Annotated in this window: 22 protein-coding genes; 8 read left to right on the forward strand and 14 right to left on the reverse strand. The window is 61.8% G+C overall.

All coding sequences use genetic code 11. The features are described from left to right. Positions 1-164: 164 nt before the first annotated feature. Both J2805_RS22995 and J2805_RS23000 read left to right on the forward strand, forming a co-directional pair. Positions 165-638 carry an SRPBCC family protein gene (locus J2805_RS22995; protein WP_309980348.1) on the forward strand — a complete coding sequence of 158 codons (474 nt, stop codon included), beginning with the start codon at positions 165-167 and terminating at the stop codon, positions 636-638. A 21-nt stretch (positions 639-659) separates the two neighbouring features. Further along, complete coding sequence (locus J2805_RS23000; protein ID WP_309980349.1) at positions 660-872, forward strand: hypothetical protein; 213 nt, start codon at positions 660-662, stop codon at positions 870-872. A 24-nt stretch (positions 873-896) separates the two neighbouring features. On the opposite strand, the gene J2805_RS23005 is transcribed toward J2805_RS23000, so the two are convergent. Continuing rightward, on the reverse strand, positions 897-1,175 hold the full coding sequence (locus J2805_RS23005; RefSeq protein WP_309980350.1) for a DUF3040 domain-containing protein: 279 nt from the start codon (positions 1,173-1,175) through the stop codon (positions 897-899). A 329-nt stretch (positions 1,176-1,504) separates the two neighbouring features. Between J2805_RS23005 and J2805_RS23010 the strand changes: the two genes are divergently transcribed. Continuing rightward, positions 1,505-1,627 carry a hypothetical protein gene (locus tag J2805_RS23010; protein ID WP_309980351.1) on the forward strand — a complete coding sequence of 41 codons (123 nt, stop codon included), beginning with the start codon at positions 1,505-1,507 and terminating at the stop codon, positions 1,625-1,627. A gap of 142 nt (positions 1,628-1,769) precedes the next feature. Here the strand turns inward: J2805_RS23010 and J2805_RS23015 are convergent, their stop codons facing one another. The 13 genes from J2805_RS23015 to J2805_RS23075 all read right to left on the reverse strand — a co-directional run bounded on the left by J2805_RS23015 (position 1,770) and on the right by J2805_RS23075 (position 14,575). After that, on the reverse strand, positions 1,770-2,462 hold the full coding sequence (locus J2805_RS23015; RefSeq protein WP_309980352.1) for a GntR family transcriptional regulator: 693 nt from the start codon (positions 2,460-2,462) through the stop codon (positions 1,770-1,772). 202 nt (positions 2,463-2,664) lie between these two features. Then, on the reverse strand, positions 2,665-3,915 hold the full coding sequence (locus tag J2805_RS23020) for a PLP-dependent aminotransferase family protein (RefSeq protein WP_396134468.1): 1,251 nt from the start codon (positions 3,913-3,915) through the stop codon (positions 2,665-2,667). Continuing rightward, positions 3,912-4,109 carry a hypothetical protein gene (locus J2805_RS23025; RefSeq protein ID WP_309980353.1) on the reverse strand — a complete coding sequence of 66 codons (198 nt, stop codon included), beginning with the start codon at positions 4,107-4,109 and terminating at the stop codon, positions 3,912-3,914. Before J2805_RS23025 ends, J2805_RS23020 begins: the two co-directional genes overlap by 4 nt. Before the next feature lie 311 nt (positions 4,110-4,420). Next, positions 4,421-5,095 (reverse strand): GntR family transcriptional regulator, encoded by a 675-nt coding sequence (locus J2805_RS23030; RefSeq protein WP_309980354.1) that lies wholly within the window; start codon positions 5,093-5,095, stop codon positions 4,421-4,423. Between the two features lie 67 nt (positions 5,096-5,162). After that, positions 5,163-5,969, reverse strand: a complete 807-nt coding sequence (locus J2805_RS23035) for an amino acid ABC transporter permease (RefSeq protein WP_309980355.1) — start codon at positions 5,967-5,969, stop codon at positions 5,163-5,165. 134 nt (positions 5,970-6,103) lie between these two features. After that, complete coding sequence (locus tag J2805_RS23040; protein WP_309980356.1) at positions 6,104-6,985, reverse strand: ABC transporter substrate-binding protein; 882 nt, start codon at positions 6,983-6,985, stop codon at positions 6,104-6,106. A 275-nt stretch (positions 6,986-7,260) separates the two neighbouring features. Beyond that, the gene (locus J2805_RS23045; protein WP_309980357.1) at positions 7,261-7,953 is read right to left on the reverse strand and encodes a GntR family transcriptional regulator; all 693 of its coding nucleotides are present in this window, start codon (positions 7,951-7,953) and stop codon (positions 7,261-7,263) included. Positions 7,954-7,990: 37 nt separating this feature from the next. After that, positions 7,991-9,445, reverse strand: a complete 1,455-nt coding sequence (locus J2805_RS23050) for an NAD-dependent succinate-semialdehyde dehydrogenase (protein WP_309980358.1) — start codon at positions 9,443-9,445, stop codon at positions 7,991-7,993. Between the two features lie 28 nt (positions 9,446-9,473). Then, positions 9,474-10,727 (reverse strand): aspartate aminotransferase family protein, encoded by a 1,254-nt coding sequence (locus J2805_RS23055; RefSeq protein WP_309980359.1) that lies wholly within the window; start codon positions 10,725-10,727, stop codon positions 9,474-9,476. Between the two features lie 78 nt (positions 10,728-10,805). After that, the gene (locus J2805_RS23060; RefSeq protein ID WP_309980360.1) at positions 10,806-11,939 is read right to left on the reverse strand and encodes an FAD-dependent oxidoreductase; all 1,134 of its coding nucleotides are present in this window, start codon (positions 11,937-11,939) and stop codon (positions 10,806-10,808) included. Between the two features lie 2 nt (positions 11,940-11,941). After that, a complete protein-coding gene (locus J2805_RS23065; RefSeq protein WP_309980361.1) occupies positions 11,942-12,709 on the reverse strand; it encodes an amino acid ABC transporter ATP-binding protein in 768 nt (255 codons plus the stop codon). Continuing rightward, positions 12,706-13,608, reverse strand: a complete 903-nt coding sequence (locus tag J2805_RS23070; RefSeq protein ID WP_309980362.1) for an amino acid ABC transporter permease — start codon at positions 13,606-13,608, stop codon at positions 12,706-12,708. The genes J2805_RS23065 and J2805_RS23070 overlap by 4 nt, the downstream gene beginning before the upstream one ends. A 46-nt stretch (positions 13,609-13,654) precedes the next feature. Then, complete coding sequence (locus J2805_RS23075) at positions 13,655-14,575, reverse strand: ABC transporter substrate-binding protein (protein WP_309980363.1); 921 nt, start codon at positions 14,573-14,575, stop codon at positions 13,655-13,657. A 406-nt stretch (positions 14,576-14,981) separates the two neighbouring features. On the opposite strand from J2805_RS23075, the gene J2805_RS23080 reads away from it, so the two are divergent. The 5 genes from J2805_RS23080 to J2805_RS23100 all read left to right on the forward strand — a co-directional run bounded on the left by J2805_RS23080 (position 14,982) and on the right by J2805_RS23100 (position 20,609). Beyond that, entirely contained in the window at positions 14,982-15,653 is a 672-nt protein-coding gene (locus J2805_RS23080) for a haloacid dehalogenase type II (RefSeq protein ID WP_309980364.1), read from the forward strand. A 27-nt stretch (positions 15,654-15,680) separates the two neighbouring features. After that, positions 15,681-16,958, forward strand: a complete 1,278-nt coding sequence (locus J2805_RS23085) for an NAD(P)/FAD-dependent oxidoreductase (RefSeq protein ID WP_309980365.1) — start codon at positions 15,681-15,683, stop codon at positions 16,956-16,958. 143 nt (positions 16,959-17,101) lie between these two features. Beyond that, complete coding sequence (locus tag J2805_RS23090; RefSeq protein ID WP_309980366.1) at positions 17,102-18,526, forward strand: aldehyde dehydrogenase family protein; 1,425 nt, start codon at positions 17,102-17,104, stop codon at positions 18,524-18,526. Then, positions 18,523-19,632, forward strand: a complete 1,110-nt coding sequence (locus J2805_RS23095; RefSeq protein ID WP_309980367.1) for a tartrate dehydrogenase — start codon at positions 18,523-18,525, stop codon at positions 19,630-19,632. The genes J2805_RS23090 and J2805_RS23095 overlap by 4 nt, the downstream gene beginning before the upstream one ends. Beyond that, the gene (locus J2805_RS23100; protein ID WP_309980368.1) at positions 19,629-20,609 is read left to right on the forward strand and encodes a D-2-hydroxyacid dehydrogenase; all 981 of its coding nucleotides are present in this window, start codon (positions 19,629-19,631) and stop codon (positions 20,607-20,609) included. Before J2805_RS23095 ends, J2805_RS23100 begins: the two co-directional genes overlap by 4 nt. Positions 20,610-20,698: the final 89 nt, after the last annotated feature.

Below are 20,698 nucleotides of genomic sequence, written 5' to 3' on the forward strand. Positions count from 1 at the left end.
TGGAGGTTTATCTCTGCACCCGAGTGTTGCGCTGCAGTTGCGGATTTCAAATGGACGCACCCGAATAACCGCACGATGCCGAGTTCCGGGCTGACAGAAGTTTGGCGCAACATCGCCAACCGCTCTCCGCTATCCATGGTCCGCACTAACAACAGGAGGAAAAAATGGAAAAGGTTGAAGAAACCGTTGATGTCGCCGTTCCGGTACGCACGGCCTATAACCAGTGGACCCAGTTTGAGTCTTTTCCCGAGTTCATGTCCGGGGTGGAGTCCGTGACCCAGCTGACCGACACCACCAACCACTGGGTCACCAGGATCGCCGGCGTGGAGCGCGAATTCGACACGGAGATCGTCGACCAGGAGCCGGACGATCGGATCGCCTGGCGTAGCACCGACGGGAAGTCGCACGCCGGGATCATCAGGTTCACGCCGCTGGACGCCACTCACACCAGAGTCCGGGTCCATTTCGAATGGGCAGCGGAAACCTTCACCGAGAAAGCCGGTGCGGCCCTGAAGATCGACGAGATGCAGGTCAAAGCCGATCTGCGTAAATTCAAGGACTTCATCGAGTCCCGGGGAACCGAAACCGGCGGCTGGCGTGGCGAAGTCGAGGACAGCGGCCCGACCGGACAGCTCTAGAAACCTCGGGAAGGAGAATGCATGACCGGCCGTCGCCGCACCACGCACCGTTCAAACTCGGATGACAAACCGAAGAGGGTAACCGGGGTTGCCACCGGCGACGGGCCTGCACGTGCCGAAGAAGGGCGGGAGAACGAGTCGTTCGCAAAAGAGACCGACTCTGCCGAAGCCCACGAACCCGTCGACCCGGTAACTGATACGGTACCGGGCACTGACGAAGAGCCGAGCCGCTGATGAGTAGTTGGAAGAGTTTGCCGATTAGGCCGGGCGTCGCGGGGGCCGTTTACTGAGCAGCCAATAGGCTGCTGCACCCATGATTATGAAGCCGAGGACACCAACAATGATCAGTTGGCTCGAGATCCCGACAAGTACCAGCAGCATTCCGACTAACGCGGTCAGACCGGCGGCAATCGAAGAGACTGCGGGCCGGAAGCGGACCTTTCCGGTTTCCAGTTCCTGCGCCAGCTCAGGATCGTTCCTGGCAAGTTCCTGCTCCAGCGCGGCCAAGCGTTTGCGTTCTTCCTCCGAGAGGGACACGGCACCTCCTCGCCCACATTTTCAATGCTACTACCGGGGGACAACGGTGGTCCGGGCCCTTATGTCCTTCTGGAGCAAAGCAGGTCCTGGCGGCCTTGGACCGGTCTTATCGAAGAGTTGGAGGTCCTGCGCCCACGGTGTCGCCTCAGGTACGGTCGGCCTCGGAAAGGTCGTAGTCATCGTCGATGTGGAACAGTCGCCGGTCCCCGATGTGGTCTACCACCCAGATCATTTGACCATCAGCCGTCCGATCGTCCACCGTACCCCTGTGGTAAACAAAACCTCCGTGGCTTAACGCGACTGCATCTCCTGGCTCCAAAGATTTCCAAATGGAAACCCTGCGGCTTCGCATGCTGCCCGACACGGCAGTCGTGCCGTCAAAGCTGTCATTCCAGACCATTCTCATGCGGCCCGATCTCCTCACGACCTGCCGCGCTGGCATCAATGACTAGTGGGCGGCCATCCGAATATTTCCGATGTCAGTCTATCGTCGATTGTTGACAATTGCTAGGGTTGACCCCGCAGGAAAGTGACAACGCCCCCGGCACAGCATGGGCTGTGCCGGGGGCACCTGTCGTAACGATCGGGAATTTCCTAGGACGTGATTCCGGTGGCCTCCGGTGTTGGAGTGAGGTCCTCGACGGCTTTCTGCATATGGCGCTCGATGGCCTGCTGAAGTCCGCTCCGATTGCCGGCTTCAAGGAGGTCAAGGATGTTCCGGTGCTCCTGCACCAACGCATCAATGCGGGGGTATGCGACCTCAAGGCTGAGGATGCACATTCTGGATTCGGCGGCGAGTGTCTCGTATATCCGGATCAGGCGGGTGTTTTCAGTGCCTGATACGAAAGCGGTGTGAAATTGCATGTCGAGCCTGGCGATCGCCTGCCAGTCTGACGCGGCAACCTGCTTCGCCATGTCCTTGATGATCCCCTTGAGCTCCCGGCACGTATCGGCAACCTGCTCTTGGCCTGCATTCAGAAGAATATGGGCGGCAGCCAGTTCCACTGCCTCGCGCACCGCGTAGATCTCCTTGACATCTTCCGGTGAGAGCTCAAGCACGAAAACGCCGCGGTTGCGCTTGCTCACCAGGATGCCCTCCTGGCACAGCCGCTGCAGAGCTTCCCGGAGGGGACCCCTGGACGTGTTGAGCTGGCTCGCCAAAGCAGATTCGTTCACCTGCTGCCCGGGGCGGAAAACCCCTTGAACGATGAGCTCCCGGAGTTGGTCAGCGATCAGCTGCGCCGTGGGCCTGCCTTCCAGTACGAACATTTCCTCCGGTGCAGCCATTGACATCCCCTCATTTCGTGCTTCTGCAATGAATCTTTGGACCGGCATCAATGTGGAGTCCATGGCCGCGTCCGTTGGAACGGTGGGGGAGTGCAATAGCGTGACCCTCAAGTGCCGGACAATGCTCCCTTGTCCTCCAGCAATTCTGACATCATTTTGAAGAACTTTCCGCCGGCACCACGTTCTGCACGCCGTCGGGCAGTCAGAGAGCGTCGAGCGCTTCCGCGAGCCGAGAGATGCCCAGCTCCGTCCGCTCAGGGGTTTGCGAGGCAAAGCACAGCCGTAGGGCGTTGCCGAACTGTCCAGTCACGGAAAACGCGCGTCCGGGGATGAACGCCACACCCTTCTGTAGACCCAGGTCAAAGAGTTTCGACGTGTCGACGTGTTCACCAAATGTGAGCCACAGGAAGAATCCGCCTTCTGGATTCGTCCATGTCGCCCGTCCGCTGAAATGGGCCTCCAGCGACGTCTGCATCGCGCTCATCCGCGTGTGATACTCGCTGCGGAGCCGCACCAAGTGCGGCTCAAGGTTGCCGCGGCGGAGGAACTCGGCCGACAGAAGTTGATTGGGAACGTTCGTGCAGGTGTCCATCGTCTGTTTTGCATCAATGAGTTTCGCCACGATGGAGGGATCGGCGTCGACCCAGCCGACGCGCAGCCCGGGAGCGAGGATCTTGGAAAAAGTGCGGACGGAAAAGACGAGCGGATCCCCGCCGCCCAGTTCGCGAAATCCCGGGATGTGCCCGCCATCGAAACGCAACATGCCATAGGGGTCGTCATCGATAATGATGCTTCCCCATTCCTTGGCCAGGGCGAGCAGAAGCAGCCGGCGCTCCAGGGACATTGCCGTCCCGGTAGGGTTCTGAAAGTTCGGAATGACATAGATGGCCTTGGGCAGGCGCCCGGCTTTTTGTACCAATTCCGGCAATGCCTCAACCATCAGGCCGTCGTCGTCCGTTGGTGCTTCCATGATGTCCGCACCATAGGTCAGGAGCGTGGCGCTTCCGTTGGTGTAGGTCGGCGCCTCGACGATTACAAGGTCGCCCGGGTCAATAAACACCTTGCCCGCGAGGTCCAACCCCTGCATTCCTCCACTCGTGATGAGCAGCCGTTCGGCCGACGTGCGCTCGGGAGTCGATTCCAGGTATGCAAGGAGTTCGTCGCGGAGCGCGACTTCGCCTTCGGTTGCGCCGTAGGCGTAAGCTGCGGCCCCGGCATCGGCGAGAACGGAATCGTAGATCTGGCGGAAAGCATCAAAGGGAACCGCCTCTGCAGCCGGGCTCCCCATGGCGAAGCTGACAATATCGTGCGTCTGCCGCTGCAGCAGAGAGGTGCTTGAATCGATGATGGAACCAACGAGGCCCCTGGTGCGGGCTGCCCACGGGAGGCTCTGCGGCGACGCCGGGCTGTTCCCGATCGCATCGGTGGATTCAATGGGCGTTGCTTCAGTCACTGGAACGTGCCTAGCTGGACATGAACAGCAAGGAGGACCGAACCCAGTGCCAGGATTCCGGCGCAGATCTGCAACGGGACGTTGTCTTCGAACCTTCTCCGGCGGCAGTCGCGTGTTGCGGGCCACGGCAGACGCAGGACTGCGCTGGAGCTGGTCACGAGCCCAGCTGCGATCAGTACGATCAGGCTCAGCATTGCACCGCCCCCAGGTTCGATGTTCCGTCAGGGCTCTCGCTCCGGGGCACCCCCATGTCCTCAGTGGATTCGACGCCTTGCCGGCAAAGAGTGATGACGTCTCCGCGCCGCAGCGACGTCCATATGGATACACGACAGCGTTGTCGCATGTTGCCTGCCTTCCCGGTCCACAATGACCTGCAAAATCCCCTTCACAGCCTATCGTCGATTGTTGACAATTGCTAGGCCGAGCGAGCAGGAGGCCCTGGACAGCAGGTGCCGGGAAAGCTGGTTCGCGCCGGACCGCGGCAGTCAGGTCAGCGCTGGCTTTGTCATGCCATTGTGGCCGTGAGATCCTCGACGGCCTGCCGCAGGTGCTGTTTGATGGCGTGCAGGAGTCCCTTGCGGTCGCCTGCTTCCAGCAGATCCAGGAGGTTCTGATGCTCCTGGATCAGAACATCCGGCCGGGGGTAGGAAACTTCAAGGTTGAGTATGCACATTCTCGATTCGGCTGCCAGGGTCTGGTAGATCCGGATAAGGCGGGAATTTCCTGTGCCGGCAACGAAGGAGGAGTGGAACTGCATATCCAGTCGTGCAATGGCCTGCCAGTCTGACACGGCAACCTGCTTCGCCATGTCTTTGATGATTCCCTTCAGCACGTCGCAGGTGTCGTTGATCTTCTCTGTCCCGGCATCCATCAGGATGTTTGCGGCGGCTGATTCCACCGCCTCACGGACGGCGTAGATCTCCCTGATGTCGTCGGCGGAAAGCTCCAGGACGAACACTCCGCGGTTGCGATGGCTGACCAGGATCCCCTCCTGGCTTAAGCGCTGCAATGCTTCCCGGAGCGGGCCCCTGGACGTACGCAGCTGACCGGCGAGGGCGGATTCGTTGATCTGCTGTCCCGGACGGAAGGTCCCTTGGATGATCTGTTCCCGCAGCTGGTCGGCAATCAGCTGCGCCGTGGGCCGTCCCTCCAGGACAAACAGTCCTTCACTTGCCGCCATTGATTTCCCTCGTCTCACTCTCGGTCGAATTACGCATTATCTAGACAGTAAAGGACTCGTGTACTTCTCATCGGGCAATGCCTTCCGGGTCTGTCAACCGAACCGGTTTCGCTTTCCGGGGAAGCCTGGAGGATGCACGCGAGTATTTTTTCTCGAGCTGGGATTGCGGGTAGCTCAGGAGGAGTGTCATCACGAGGTACCAGAGGCTGGCGACGATCAGCAACGGGATGGTCTCGTAGGTACGGGCGTAGATGAGCTGGGCGCTTTGGAGCAGTTCCGCGACGCCAAGCACGCTGACCAGGGAGGTTTCCTTGAACATGCCGATCACCTGGTTGCCGGTGGCCGGAATGATGGAGGGCATGGCCTGGGGGATGATGACCTTGCGCATCTTCATCGCCCCGCTCATTCCCAGCGAGTCGGCGGCCTCTATCTGGCCCTTGCCCACGGCGGAGAAGCCTCCGCGGATGATCTCGGCCATGTAGGCGGCCTCGTTGAGGGTCAGACCGATCAGGGCTGCCGTGATGGGCGCCATCAGGGCATTGATGTCCACCGCTGTGCTGATGTCAGTGAACGGAATTCCGATGGTGAGGTTCGGGTACAGCGCGGCGATATTGAACCAGAAAATGAGCTGCACCAGAACGGGTGTCCCGCGGAACAGCGTGATGTAGACGCCCGCTGCTGCCGCAATCGGTTTGATGCTCGAGGACCGCATGATCGCCAGCACCAGGCCCAGAATCGTTCCGAAGAACATGCTCGCAACCGTGAGGAAGATGGTCAGCATCAGGCCCCGGAGAATTGTTTCGTGGGTGAAGTACCTGGCGACCACATGCCACTTGAAGTTGGGGTTTGTTGATACGGAAATAAGAATGCCCACGGCCAGCAGGCAACATACCACCCAGGCGACGTATTCAAACGTACTTCGGCGCCGTAGCCTCGGTTTGAGGGCTGGGTCCATCCCGCTCACGGTGTGTTCACGTCTGTTGCCACTGAAATTCAGCACGGCGTCCCCTAGTTGAGCTTTGCTTCGGTGATGGCGCCGGCCTCAAGGCCCCAGTTGGCGAGCGACTTCCTGTATTCGGGGCTGTCAAGAACGGACTGGACGGCCTTCTGGAGCGCCGGCGTCAGCGGCGAGCCCTTCTTCAGGCCGATGGCAACGATGTGATCCGAGCGCGTGTCCACCTGCGGAGTCAGAATCGTGAAAGTGTTCGGCTGCTGCTGGTCTGCCCAGACGAGCGAAACAGTGTCATAGAACACGCCGTCGACCCTCTTGGAGGACAACTGCGTGAGCGCCTCCTGGATATTGGGAAGCGTGACGCCGTTGATGGCTGGCTTGCCTTTGGAGACGCAGGTCCATTCAGAGACGTTCGGCAGATGCTTGAGCTGGGCATTCGACCCCTTCGTGACCGCAATGCTCCTGCCGCACATTTCATCGTTGCTGATCTTCAAGGGATTGCCTGCGCTCACGGCAACAGAAATCCCTCCATTGAAGTAATCGATCATATCCAGCACCTTCAGCCGCTCAGGGCTGGGGGCCATGGTAGTGGCAGTGAAGTCATAGCGGCCACCGTCAAGACCGGGAATGATGGTGTCGAAAGCCGTGTTCTCGAACCTCAGCTTCAGTCCAAGCTTCTTGGCAATGAGCCGTGCCATATCCGGGTTGAGGCCGATCGGCGTGCTGTTGTCATCGGCGAGGAAAGTGGTAGGTGGGTAATGCAGGTCCATGGCCACCGTCATTTCCCCCCTGTCCTTATAGGACTGAGGCAAGAGCTTGACCGCGGCCCCGTCCGGCTGGACGCCTTCCGAGATGTCAGCCGTATTTGATGTCTTCGAGCCCTCCCGTGCCGGATCACCGCTACTGCCGGCGCCGCATGCGCCGAGTACCAGCAGCACGGCTACTCCTGCAAGTGCACGCCGGGCTTTGCTTCCAGTCTTCATCGGTGTTCCCTAGGCGGAGGCGGTGCCGGAGCCGACTCCTGGGCGCACCGCCCTAATGTTCTTACCTAATAATGGAACCACCTCAGATCGCAGATCATCGACAATTTACAGAAGTTTTTTCGGTGTTTCTGTGGGCCTTTCCGCACACGCCGTGATCAGGGCATAAGAAAAGAGATGGCCGGGTCAACGGGACCTGGCCATCTCTTCACTCTGGATCCTGCAGGAAACGCCTAGGCGGAGATGCCGTTGTCCTGCCTCGTAACGGTGAGATCCTCAACAGCCTTTTGAAGGTGGCGTTTGACTGCCTGCTGCAGTCCCTTTCTGTCTTCTGCCTCGAGCAGGTCCAGCAGGTTCTGGTGTTCCTGGACGAGCACGTCCAGGCGGGGGTAGGCAACTTCCAGGCTGAGAATGCACATCCTTGTTTCTGCGGCGAGTGTCTCGTAAATCCGGATGAGGCGCGTATTCCCAGTGCCGGCGACGAAGGAGGTGTGGAATTGCATGTCCAACCGTGCGATGGCCTGCCAGTCCGACACGGCAACGTGCTTCGCCATATCCCGGATGATGTCCTTTAGCACCCGGCAGGTGTCACGGATAAGATCCTGCCCGGCATCCATCAGGGTCGTGGACGCGGCCAGCTCCACGGCTTCACGGACGGCGTAGATTTCCTTGACGTCGGCAGTCGAAAGTTCCGTGACAAAGACTCCGCGGTTGCGGTGGCTGACCAGGAGACCCTCCTGGCACAGGCGCTGCAGTGCTTCCCGAAGGGGACCCCTGGACGTACGAAACTGGCCGGCCACCGCGGACTCATTGATCTGCTGCCCCGGACGGAAGGCTCCCTGGACAATCTGTTCCCGCAGCTGATCGGCGATCAGCTGCGCCGTGGGCCTTCCCTCCAGGACAAAGAGTCCTTCTGGTGCCGCCATTGACATCCCCTCATTTCATCTTCGCTTACTGCACGCTCTAGACCGCTATTGCGGTGTACTTGGTCTCAAGGAATTCTTCGATGCCGATCTTGCCGCCTTCGCGTCCCAGGCCGGACTGCTTGATGCCGCCGAACGGTGCTGCAGGATTGGAAACAAGGCCGGTGTTCAGGCCGACCATGCCCACTTCCAGTTCGGCGGAAAAGCGGAGAGCTTTCTCCATGCTTTCGGTGAAGACGTATCCGACCAGGCCCCACTCGGTGTCATTGGCGAGGCGAAGCACCTCGTCCTCGCTGTCGAAGGCGGTGATGGCCGCGACCGGTCCGAAGATCTCGGTGCTCATCAGGTCCGCGTCCAGGGGCACGTCCGTCAGGACAGTGGGGGTGTAGAAGTAGCCCGGACCCTCGGGACGGCTTCCGCCGGTCAGGATCCGTGCACCCTTGGACACCGCGTCGGCCACGAGGCTTTCGACCTTGTCCAGGCCCTTCTGTTCGATCAGGGGGCCGACTTCGGTTCCTTCCAGGGCGCCGTTGCCTACCCGCAGTTCGGAGATCTTCTTGGCGAACTTCTCGCTGAATTCCCCGACGACGGAGCGGTGCACGAAGAAGCGGTTGGCCGCGGTGCAGGCTTCGCCCATATTGCGCATTTTGGCCTTCATGGCCCCGTCGACTGCCTTTTCGATATCCGCGTCGGCCAGAACGATGAAGGGGGCGTTTCCGCCCAGTTCCATCGAGGAGCGCATGACGTTGTCGGCCGCCTGGCGCAGCAGGATCTTGCCCACCCCGGTAGAGCCGGTGAAGCTGATCTTCCGGGCAATGCCGCTGCTGGTCCAGGTTCCAACGACGCTGGCGGCGTTGGCGGTGGTGACGACGTTCAGGACGCCGTCAGGAAGGCCTGCCTCCCGGAAGATCTGCACCAGGGCGAGGGACGTCAGCGGTGTCAGCTCCGCGGGCTTGAAGACCATGGTGCAGCCTGCGGCGACGGCGGGGGCGATCTTGCGGGCGCCCATGGCCAGCGGGAAGTTCCACGGGGTGACCAGCACGCACGGACCGATCGGTTCCTTGGTGATCATGATCCGGGTGTTGCCATCAACGGAGGTGGCGTGGTCTCCACCGATGCGGACGGCTTCTTCGGAGAACCAGCGGAGCATTTCGGCGCCGTAGGCCACCTCACCCTTTGCTTCGGCCAGGGGCTTGCCCATCTCGGCGGTCATGATCGCGGCGAGCCGGTCGGTGTTGGCAATGACCAGGTCAAAGGCGCGTCGCAGGATGTCGGCACGTTCGCGGGGTGTGGACTTGCCCCACGCTGCTTGGGCGCGACCGGCGGCCTCGATGGCTGCGCGGGCTTCCTCGGGGCCGCCATCGGCCACCTGGGCGATGATCTCATGGGTGGCCGGATTTTCCACCGGGAAAGTAGCGCCGCTGGCAGCCTCCTGCCAGACGCCGTCGATGAACAGGTCAGTGTGGAGGGTACTTGGGTCAAATGAAGAGCTCATGTCACGCTTTCAGGGATCGTAGGAAAGACTAGGAGGTGGCTGTCTTCAGCGCCTGGGTGAGCCTGGTCAGGCCGGCCTGGATCTCGTCGCTGCTGACGTTGAGCGCCGGGATGACGCGGATGACGTTGCCGTGCGGGCCGCAGGTGAGGAGGAGCAGTTCTTCCTTGATCGCTGCCTGCTGGACAGCCAATGCGGTTCCGGCGTCCGGGGTGTTGTCCTCAGTGGTGAATTCGACGCCCTGCATGAGGCCGCGGCCGCGGACGTTGCCGATGCCGCTGAATTCTGTTTTGAGCTTGTCCAGCCCTGCGCGCAGCTCATCGCCGCGGAGCAGGGCGTTTTCGACCAGGTTCTCGCCTTCGATGACGCCCAGGGTCGCGACGCCGGCAGCGGCTGCGACGGCGTTTCCGCCGTAGGTACCGCCCTGTGAACCGGCCCATGCCTTGCCCATCAGTTCGGTGGAGGCGGCGATGGCAGAGATGGGGAAGCCGCTGGCCAGGCCCTTGGCAGTGATCACCACATCAGGGGTGATCCCTGCCCAGTCGTGACCCCAGAACTTGCCGGTCCGGCCGACGCCGGCCTGGACCTCGTCCAGGATCAGCACGATGCCGTGCCGGTCAGCGCGTTCCCGCAGGCCCTGCAGGAAGGCCGGGGGAGTGGGAATATACCCGCCGTCGCCCAGGACGGGTTCGATGATGAAACCGGCCGTGTCGCTTGGGCTGCTGATGGTGAGGAGGAGGTGGTCCAGTTCCTTCAGGGCGAAGGCGACGGCGGTTTCCTCATCCCAGCCGTACCGGTAGGTGTGCGGGAAGGGGGCGATGTGCACCCCGCCCATGAGGGGGGAGAAGCCTGAGCGGAACTTCGTGCCGGCGGTGGTGAGCGATGCGGCGCCCACGGTCCGGCCGTGGAAGCCGCCATGGAAGGAGATGATGTTGGGCCGGCCGGTGGCCATGCGGGCCAGGCGGACCGAAGCCTCCACTGCCTCGGAGCCGGACGTGGCGTAGAAGACGCTGTCCAGCCCCGAGGGCAGGAACTCTCCCAGTTTCTCGGTGAGCTCAAGCAGGGGCTTGTGCATCACAGTGGTGTACTGGGCATGGACAATCTTGCCCACCTGCTCGCGTGCTGCCGCTACGACGTCGGGGTGGCAGTGACCTGTGCTGGTTACACCGATTCCGGTGGTGAAATCAAGGTACTTTTTGCCGTCGGTCGCGTGGATCCAGCTGCCGAGGGCGTGGTCAACGACGACCGGAGTGGCCTGCTTGAGGAGGGGGCTGAGAGTTGCCATGGGCTTCATACTTTCTTAGAGAGTGTAGATTGTCAACAATAGGCGATGTTGAGCGAATCGGAAATGTGACTGCTTCTGTTAGTTCGACTTGAAGCGGCGGGGTCGCGCAAAATCGAGGCCGTCGAAGTTACGTTTGCCCAAGGCTTCGTGTGCGGCGATTTCGCCGTAGCCCGTGGCCATTTTGAAGCCCTGGCCGGAGAAGCCCGTGGCGAAGTAGATTTTGCTTCCTTCGTTCACGTGGCCGAGCAGGGGTTTCCCATCCGAGGTGAAGAGGTCCGGGAAGGCATCCGAGCGGACGATGTTTGGGAACAGCCCTGGGAAGAATTCGGTGACCGTCTCCATGGTTTCCGAGATTTCCGCGGATGTCAGGTCCCGGGGGACTGAGTCCGCCTGAGGTGTTGGTCTTCCCCGTCCGTCAAGCGTTGCCTTAACCGTCACGCCGTCGACGGCCGGTGCGCCGTACATGGAGCGGTCCCCGGAGATTCGGATGAAGACGGGAAACTTCTCCGGCGAGAACTCTGCTGCATCCCGGGCGACGAACCAGGTCAGGAAGACCCGTTTGGTCTGCGTTGCTGCCCTGAGGTAGTCGGGCATCAGCCGCTGGGACCAGCCGCCGGAGGCGACGATGACGTTCTCGAAGGTCCAGGTCTTCTCCCCGGAGGTGATGAGGACGCCGTCGGCGGTTTCGGTGATGCTGTCGATCGGGGTGTTGGTGTGGATGGTTGCGCCGTTAGCCTGGGCTGCGGCGACTGCCGCCGTGACCGCACGGTCGGTGCGCAGGGCGCCGGCGTGGGGGTCGTAGACGGCGATGTCGTCGGGGCGGAGGTTGTGCTGCGGGTAGCGTTCGGCCATCTCTTCGCGGCTGAGGATTTCGTGGTCCGCGCCGTTGAGCCGGGTGGTTTCCAGCAGGGCCGGAATGTAGGGGCCGTCTTTGGTTCCGATCGACAGTCCGCCGCAGCGGGTCAGGATGCTCTGGCCCGTCTCGGCTTCGAGCTCGGCCCAGAGATCCCGTGAACGCTCCAGGATGGGATAGAAGTCAGGCACTCCACGGTAAAGCATGCGGAAAAGCCGGGTGTCCCCGCCCACGGCACTGCGGGCATGAGCGGGTGCGTGGGCTTCGAATCCGGTGACGGAACCGGTCAGGTGGGAGGCCTGCCAGAGGGCCATGGATCCGATGCTGCCGAGGCCGATGACGGCGAGTTTTCCGTCCATGGTTAGAGGACCTGTTCGAGGAATGCCTGGGTGCGGGCTTCTTTGGGGTTGGTGAGGACTTCGCGGGCGTCGCCGCGTTCGATGACGTAGCCGTCGTCCATGAAGATCAGGGAGTCGGCCACTTCGCGGGCGAAGCCCATTTCGTGGGTGACGACGACCATGGTCATGCCTTTTTTGGCGAGCTGTTTCATGACGGCGAGGACTTCACCGACTTTTTCGGGGTCCAGGGCGGAGGTTGGTTCGTCGAAGAGCATGATCTCGGGGTCCATGGCCAGGGACCGGGCGATCGCGACGCGTTGCTGCTGGCCGCCGGAGAGCTGGGCGGGGTAGTAGTCCCCGAACCCGGCCAGGCCGACGCTGGCGAGCAGTTCGTGGGCCTGCTTCATGGCTTGTTTTTTGTCCTGGCCTTTGACCAGGACGGGTCCGGACATGATGTTTTCCTGTGCTGTCATGTTCGGGAAGAGGTTGAAGGACTGGAAGACCATGCCGACCCGGGTGCGCTGCTGGGCGAGTTTTTTGGGCGGCAGGGCGTGGTAGGCGGTGTCGGTTTCGTAGTAGCCGAAGTCTTCGCCGTTGACTTTCAGGACTCCGGAGTCCACGGTTTCCAGGCCGTTGATGCAGCGCAGGATGGTGGATTTGCCGGAGCCGGACGGTCCGATGATGCAGCAGATCTCGCCGCTGGCGATCTCGAGGTTGATGTCTTTGAGGACTGTTTTGGGTCCGAAGGACTTGCGGATTTTCTGGGCCAGGATCGTGCCGTCGTTGCTCATCGGAGGTTACCTTCTTCCGGTTCTGTCAGCACAACAACTTTTTTCGCTTTCCGGGGAAGCCGTGAGCTGGTGCGGGAGTATTTCTGTTCGAGCTTGGATTGCGGGTAGCTCAGCAGCAGGGTCATCACCAGGTACCAGAGGCAGGCCACGAGCAGCAGCGGGATGGTCTCGTAGGTGCGGGCGTAGATCAGCTGGGCGCTTTGGAGCAGTTCGGCCACACCGAGGACGCTGACCAGGGAGGTGCCTTTGAACATGCCGATGACCTGGTTGCCGGTCGCGGGGATGATCGAGGGCATCGCCTGGGGGATGATGACCTTGCGCATCCTGGTGCCGGAGCTCATCCCGAGGGAGTCTGCGGCCTCGATCTGGCCCTTGCCGACCGAGGAGAACCCGCCGCGGATGATCTCGGCCATGTAGGCGGCCTCGTTCAGGGTCAGCCCGACCAGGGCCGCGGTGATCGGTGCCATCAGGGCGTTCATGTCGATCGCGGTGCCGATGTTCGTGAACGGGATCCCGATGCTCAGGTTCGGGTAGAGGGCGGAGATGTTGAACCAGAAGATCAGCTGGACCAGGACAGGGGTGCCGCGGAACAGGGTGATGTAGATATTTGCGGCGATGGAAACCGGCTTCACGTGCGAGGAGCGCATGATTGCCAGGCCGAGTCCCAGCAGCGTTCCCAGGGTCATGCTCGCAACGGTGAGGAAGATCGTGAGCATCAGCCCACGGAGGATGGATTCATGTGTGAAGTACTGGGCAACCACACCCCATTTGAAGTTGGGGTTGGTCAAAACGGAGGTGAGGATCCCGATTCCGACGAGAATGCTGAGGACCCATCCCGCGTACTCTTTGGGAGTCCGAAGCCGAAGCCGCGGCTTGAGGGCTGCATCAATGCTACCCATCGTTGCTTTACTTTCTTTGCTAGTAGCTGTGACCATGGAGCGCCTCCTAGTTCAGCTTGGCGTCGGTGATGGCCCCGGAGTCGAGGCCCCAGGTCTCAAGGGACTTCTTGTATTCCGGGGTTTCCAGGACGGACTGGAGCGCTTTCTGGAACGCGGGTGTCAGCGGCGAGCCCTTCTTCAGGCCGACGGCGGTCAAATCGCTCGAGCCGACGTCGACCCGGCCCAGGATGGTGAAGGAGCCCGGCTGCTGCTTCTCTGCCCAGCCGAGAGCGGTTGTGTCGTAGAGGATGCCGTCGATCCGCTTGGAGTGCAGCTGGGTGAGGGCGTCCTGGATGTTGGGCAGCGTGACGCCGTTGATGGCCGGCTGTCCCTTGGAGGTGCAGGTCTGCTCGCTAAGGGTCGGGAGGCGCTTGAGCTGGCCGGTCGAGCCCTGGGTGACGGCGATGTTCTTCCCGCACAGGGTCTCGACGGTGAGGTTCTGCGGGTTCCCGGCGACCGCGGCCACGGAGTTGCCGGCCTTGAAGTAGTCGATCATGTCCAGGACCTTGAGTCGCTCTTCGGTCTTGGACATGGTCGTGGCGGTGAAGTCGAACCGGCCACCGTCCAGGCCCGGGACGATCGTGTCGAACTTCGTGTCCACGAACTTCAGCTTCAGGTCCAGCTTCTTCGCAATGAGGCGGGCGACGTCCGGGTTGAGCCCGATCGGGGTCTGGTTGTCCTCCGCAAGGAAGGTCGTCGGCGGGTAGTGCAGGTCCATCGCGACCGTGAGCTCGCCCTTGTCCTTGAAGGACTGCGGCAACAGTGCAACAGCAGCCGGATCAGCCTGGACGCCCTCCGAGATATCGGTGGTGTTGTTGGTCTTTGACTCAGATCCCGGCGTGCTGCTCGCCGCGCCCCCGCAGGCGCTCAACGCCAAGAGAACTGCCAAGCCTGCGGCTGCGGTCTGAACCTTGTTGATGGTCTTCATGGTGCTTCCCTTCGGGTGGTTTTGGCTGAACTGGACCGCCAAAACGAGTGCATATTTGGCAGGAACGCCCGGTCGGCATCCCCTTGCTTCGAGGCCGGGGCCTGGCATTTGTGTGTTGTGCTTCATGCCGGGTTGTGATCCGGATCTCCTCCGCATCTAAGCCAATGCAACCCCCTCGGAAGCAGATTGTCAACAATTGACGAAAAGAAAAATGATGGGTGAATGATGCCGGGAGGGGAAGTCCCCAAACTGTTGACAATTTACAATTTACGGCTCTAGAGTCGATGTATCGGGCAGCAGAGTCCCCTGCCACGGGGAAGAATCCAACCGGCTCTGCAGATGCCTTTGAACCACAACGAGACTCGGTATCCGAGCCTTCGACACAACTTCAAGAAACGGACGAATCATGGCAGACTCCACCCGGCCGAAGTACATCTCTTTTGATGTCTACGGCACACTGATCAACTTCGACATTGATCCCACCACGCGTCGCCTGCTTGATGGCCGCATCTCTGAGGAGCAGTGGCCTGCGTTCAAGAAGCAGTTCCGCGGGTACCGGTTCGACGAGGTCCTTGGCGACTACAAGCCTTACGAGGCTATCCTTCAGGATTCCTTTGACCGGGTGTGCAAGCGGTGGGGCATTGGGCCGACCGAAGGTGCCGGTGCAGCGTTCGCTGACGCGGTACGCGGCTGGGTTGCCCACGAGGATGTGCCGGCTCCGCTGAAGCTCATGGGCGACAACTACAAGCTGGTGGCCCTGTCCAACGCCGACGACAGCTTCCTGGACATCAGCATTCCCAAGCTCGGTGCAGAGTGGCACGCCGTGCTTACCGCTGAGCAGGCCCAGGCCTACAAGCCCCGCTACCAGGCCTTCGAGTACATGCTCGATACCCTGAACGCCAAGCCCGAGGACTTCCTGCACATCTCCTCGCACACCCGCTACGACGTGCACCCGATGCACGACATGGGCTTCCGCAACCTCTGGCTGCTGGACCGTGGCTATGACCCCATTGGCCCGGGCTACGACCTCAACATTGCCAAGTCCCTGGACGAGATCAACAAGCACCTCGGTCTCTAAACCGACGTCGAGGCGAAAGGTCAAACCGTGAAACTCATTCCTTACTGGCTGGATACAGCCGAAGCATCCGGAGACTACCGGCAGACACCGGTACCGGAGAACGTCGACGTCGCCATCATCGGCGCCGGATTTACCGGGCTGTCAGCGGCCCTGGAATTTGCCAAGCAAGGCGCGAGCGTTGCCGTTTTCGAACGCCACACCGTGGGGTGGGGCGCATCGGGCCGTAACGGGGGAATGGCGACGACCGGGTTGGCCATCAGCTTCAGCACCGCGGTCAAGCGCTACGGCGCCACCCGTGCGGTGGAGATGTTCCAGGAATACAACGACGCCATCGACACCATCGAGAAACTGGTGCATGAGAATGGCATCGACTGCGACTACAACCGTTTTGGGAAGCTCTCGCTGGCGTTCCACAAGTCCCACTACGAGGGCTTCCTGAAGTCGCAGGAGAAGCTGGCCAAACTGGCCAACCACCATGTCACCGTGATCCCCAAGTCCGAGATCCACAGTGAAATCGGCACGGACTTCTACCAGGGCGCAATGGTTGACCCTCTCGGAGCAGGGCTGCACGTGGGCAAGTTCGTCCACGGCCTGGCCGGAGTGGCTGTTGCCGCCGGAGCCGATATCTGCGAGAACGCTGCGGTGACCGAGCTGAAGAAGGTTTCGGGTACGGTGCACGATGTGCACACCACCCGCGGCATCACCAGGGCCAAGCAGGTCCTGGTCGCCACCAGCGGCTACACCGGCAACGTCACCCCGTGGCTGCAGCGCAGGGTCATCCCGGTGGGAAGTTTCATTATTGTCACTGACCCGCTGCCCGAAGACGTGGTCAACCGGATCCTGCCCAACCGCCGCCAGGCCTCGGACAGCAAGATGCTGACCTACTACTTCCGGATCACGCCGGACAACCGTCTGCTGTTCGGCGGCAGGGCCCGTTTTGCCCTGTCCAGCCCGGACTCGGACGTCAAGAGCGCCGAGATCCTGCGCAAGGCCATGCTCGAGCTCTTCCCGTACCTCTCCAACGCCAAGGTGGACTACATCTGGGGCGGGCTGGTGGACCTTTCGATGGACCAGATGGTCCACGCGGGCCAGCATGATGGCCTCTTCTACTCCCTCTGCTACAGCGGACACGGTGTCCAGATGGCCGCGCACATGGGCAAGCGGATGGCCCACTACATGGCCGGCGACAAGAGCGCCAATGTCTGGGAAGACCTGAAGAATCCGCCGGTCCCGGGCCACTTCGGTCCGCCCTGGTTCCTGCCCTTCATCGGCGCAGCGGCAAAAATCATCGACCGGGTCAAATAGGCAGGACAAGGGTTCATATGCTTTCATCAACGACTGCGGATCAAGCGCGCCCGAAAACAGCTGAAGAAACGGGTTACGGCCGGGCAAACGTGGCCAACCTTCCCGGCGGCGCCTTTTTTGAAGGCCAGTGGCAAACCACTGACATGACCCTGGAAATACGGGATCCTGAAGATGGCATCCTGCTTGGCCGGGTCTGCACCTCCACACCGCATGACGTGCGGCGCGCGATCGCGCACATTCATCGCCACCTCGAGGTCGATGAATGGCCGCTCCGTTCACGACGGGAAGCCCTGGAGAAAGCTGTTCAACTTCTGGGCGAAGAGTCTGGGCGGTTCTCAAAGATCATTGCGGCAGAAAGCAGCAAGACGATCGTCGAGGCGGAGCGTGAGGTGCGGCGTTGCAGGGAAACCCTGAGGCTTTCTGCCGCCGCTTCCAGCGAGCTCACGGGCGAGACGCTGGGCTTTGATGACAGCATGGCCGGCGGAAACAAGATCGGCTGGTACAGCCGTAAGCCGGTGGGGATCGTCGCGGCCATCACACCATTCAATGATCCCCTGAACCTCGTGGCACACAAGCTGGGTCCGGCCCTCATCGGAGGCAACGGCGTCGTGCTTAAGCCTTCCGGCCGGACCCCGCTGTCCGGGCTGGCACTGGTCCAGCTGCTGGTCGAGGCGGGTGTTCCGTCGGGACGTATTGCGGCGATCGTGTCCGGTCCGGGCGTTTCCGAAGCGCTGGTGACGGATCCGCAGGTGGATCTGATCTCCTTCACCGGCGGTCCGCAGACCGCGGACCGCATTGCCGCCGCGGCAGGTGCCAAGAAGATCATCTCCGAACTTGGCGGCAACAATGCCACGATTGTCTGCCCGGACGCTGACGCCGTCCAGGCAGCTGAAGCGATTGTGGCCGGAGCGTTCGGTGTTGCGGGCCAGAACTGCCTGTCCGTGCAGCGCGTGTACGTTCACATCTCGCTCTTCGACCAGGTCCTCGAACACGTCACCGCCGGCACCAAAGCTCTCAGGACCGGGTCCAAGCTCGACCGGAACACCGACGTCGGGCCGCTGATTTCCGAAGCTGAGGCCCGGCGGGTCGAGGAGTGGGTGGAGGAGGCGAAGGTTGCCGGAGCCACAGTCCACGCAGGCGGCAAACGCGCTAACGCCTACTACGAACCCACGGTGCTAAGCGATGTGCCCTCGGACTGCCGGGTGATCCGGGAGGAAGTCTTCGGGCCGGTCGTCAGCATCCTGCCCTTCATTGAAATCCAGGACGCAATTCGCGCAGCCAACGACTCCGAGTTCGGGCTCCAGGCCGGTGTCTTCACTGAATCCATCGACCTCGCCTTGGCCATAGCCGACAAGCTGCACGTGGGCGCCGTGGTGATCAACGAGACCAGCGATGTCCGGATCGACTCGATGCCCTTTGGCGGGTTCAAGAAGTCCGGCGTGGGGCGCGAAGGTGTCAAGCACGCCGTCCGCGAGATGACCGAACCCAAAAGCACCATCATCAAACTGGCCGGGCCAGCAACCCGCTGGCAGCAGCTGACGGGCACCTCAGAATGGAACGCATCATGACCATCCATAAAATCGCGGTGATCGCAGGCGACGGCATCGGCAAGGAAGTTGTCCCCGCAGCCCTCGAATGCCTTGAACGGATCGCCCAGCTCCATTCCCTGAACCTGGAGTTCACCGACTTTGACTGGGGATCGGACTACTACGGCCGGCACGGCCGGATGATGCCGGCTGACGGGCTGGAACAGCTCGCCAAGCACGACGCCATTTTCCTCGGCGCCGTGGGCTCTCCGGACGTCCCCGATGCCGAATCTCTTTGGGGGCTCCTGATCCCGATCCGCCGGGAATTCCAGCAGTACATCAACCTCCGTCCGGTGAAGACGCTCGACGGCGTGAAGTCGCCCCTGGCGTCCAAGGAACCGATCGATATCCTCATCGTGCGTGAAAACAACGAAGGGGAATACTCGGAGGTGGGCGGACGGATGTACCGCGGGCTGCCTCACGAAACCGCCGTTCAGGAAACAGTCTTCACCCGACTGGGAGTCTCACGCGCGGCCCACTTTGCGGCATCCCTCGCGTCGTCCCGCAAGGGCCGCCTGACCTCGGCCACCAAGAGCAACGGCATCATCCACACCATGCCGTTCTGGGACGAAGTGGTCGAGGAAACAACGCGGCTTTACCCTGATGTGACGCTCACCAGCGAGCTGGTGGACGCGTTGGCTGCGCACCTGGTCCTGAAGCCCTGGACTTTCGATGTCATCGTTGCCTCCAACCTGTTCGGAGACATACTTTCGGACCTGGGCAGCTCCGTCACCGGTTCCATCGGCGTTGCCCCCAGCGCCAACCTGAATCCCGAAGGTGACTTCCCGTCCCTCTTCGAGCCGGTGCACGGATCTGCGCCGGATATCGCGGGCAAGGGCCTGGCAAACCCGGTGGGCCAGATGTGGTCCGGCGCGATGATGCTGGAGCACCTGGGCCACCCGGAGGCTGCCGAGCACCTCCAGTTGGCGTTCGAGTGCGTCCTCCGGGAGGGCCTGGGCACCCGCGACGTCGGTGGCCCGTCGTCAACGTCGGAGTTCACCGCCGCGGTCCTCGCCGCGATCGACGTCCTTGATGCGGTTGGCGCCGGCGTGGCAGGCAAGCTGGCGGCGGCACCGGCGTCGGCATGACAGTCTCCGAACGCAAGCGGCCCGTCGTTGCCGCCCTGTACCGGGAGGCGCTGCCGCCGCGCCTGGCAGAGGTCGAGGAGCTCGCCGAGGTCAGGCTGACCAAGGCGGACGGTCTGGCGACGGCCATGGACGGCGCCGACGTGCTCTACCAGTGGCACTCCTTCTCACCGGCGCTCAAGGAGAACTGGGGTGCGGCCTCCTCCCTGAAGTGGATCCATGTCACGGCGGCGGGCGTCAGCCAGCTCCTTTTTGACGAGCTGATCCACAGTGATGTGACCTATACGAACTCCCGCGGAGTCCTCAGCACCGCCATCGCTGAGTTCGCGCTCGGCTTTGTCCTGGACATGGCCAAGGACTCCCAGGGCTCCTATCGGTTGCAGCAGCAACAACGCTGGCAGCATCGGATCACCCGCAAGATCCAGGGCCAGAGAACCCTCGTGGTGGGTACCGGGTCCATCGGCCGGGAGATTTCTCGTTTGTTCCGGGCCGTGGGCATGGAAGTAGACGGTGCCGGGAGGCAATCCCGTGCAGGGGACGGGGATTTCGACAAGATCCACTCGTCCCGTGAGCTCGCTGCAGTGGTTCACGACTACGACTACGTCGTGCTGGCAGCCCCCCTCACCACCGACACCACCGGACTTGTCGGCGCCGAAGTCCTCGCCGCAATGAAGCCTTCAGCGCGGCTCATCAACGTCGGACGCGGCCAGCTGGTGGATACCGCTGCGCTGACTGACGCGCTGAACTCAGGAACCATCGCAGGTGCGGCCCTGGACGTTGTCCACCCGGAACCCCTGCCGGAGGGGCACCCGCTGTGGAGCCTGGAGAACGTCATCATCACTCCGCACATGAGCGGCGACACCGAAGACTACCTCGATGACCTCGGCAAGCTCTTTGTGGAGAACCTGAAACGGTACTGCAACGGCGAACCCCTGGACAACGTCGTGGACAAGTCCCTCGGATTCGTCTCGGTTCCATGATCACTGATCCGTCACTGACGCGGCCCGGATCTTGCCACGACCTCCGGCTGCCGCGGGAGCCAAGACACCCGTGAAACTTAGGAGTAGAA

Origin of the sequence: Arthrobacter oryzae, from assembly GCF_031454875.1 — a bacterium.
GTDB lineage: Bacteria > Actinomycetota > Actinomycetes > Actinomycetales > Micrococcaceae > Arthrobacter > Arthrobacter oryzae_D.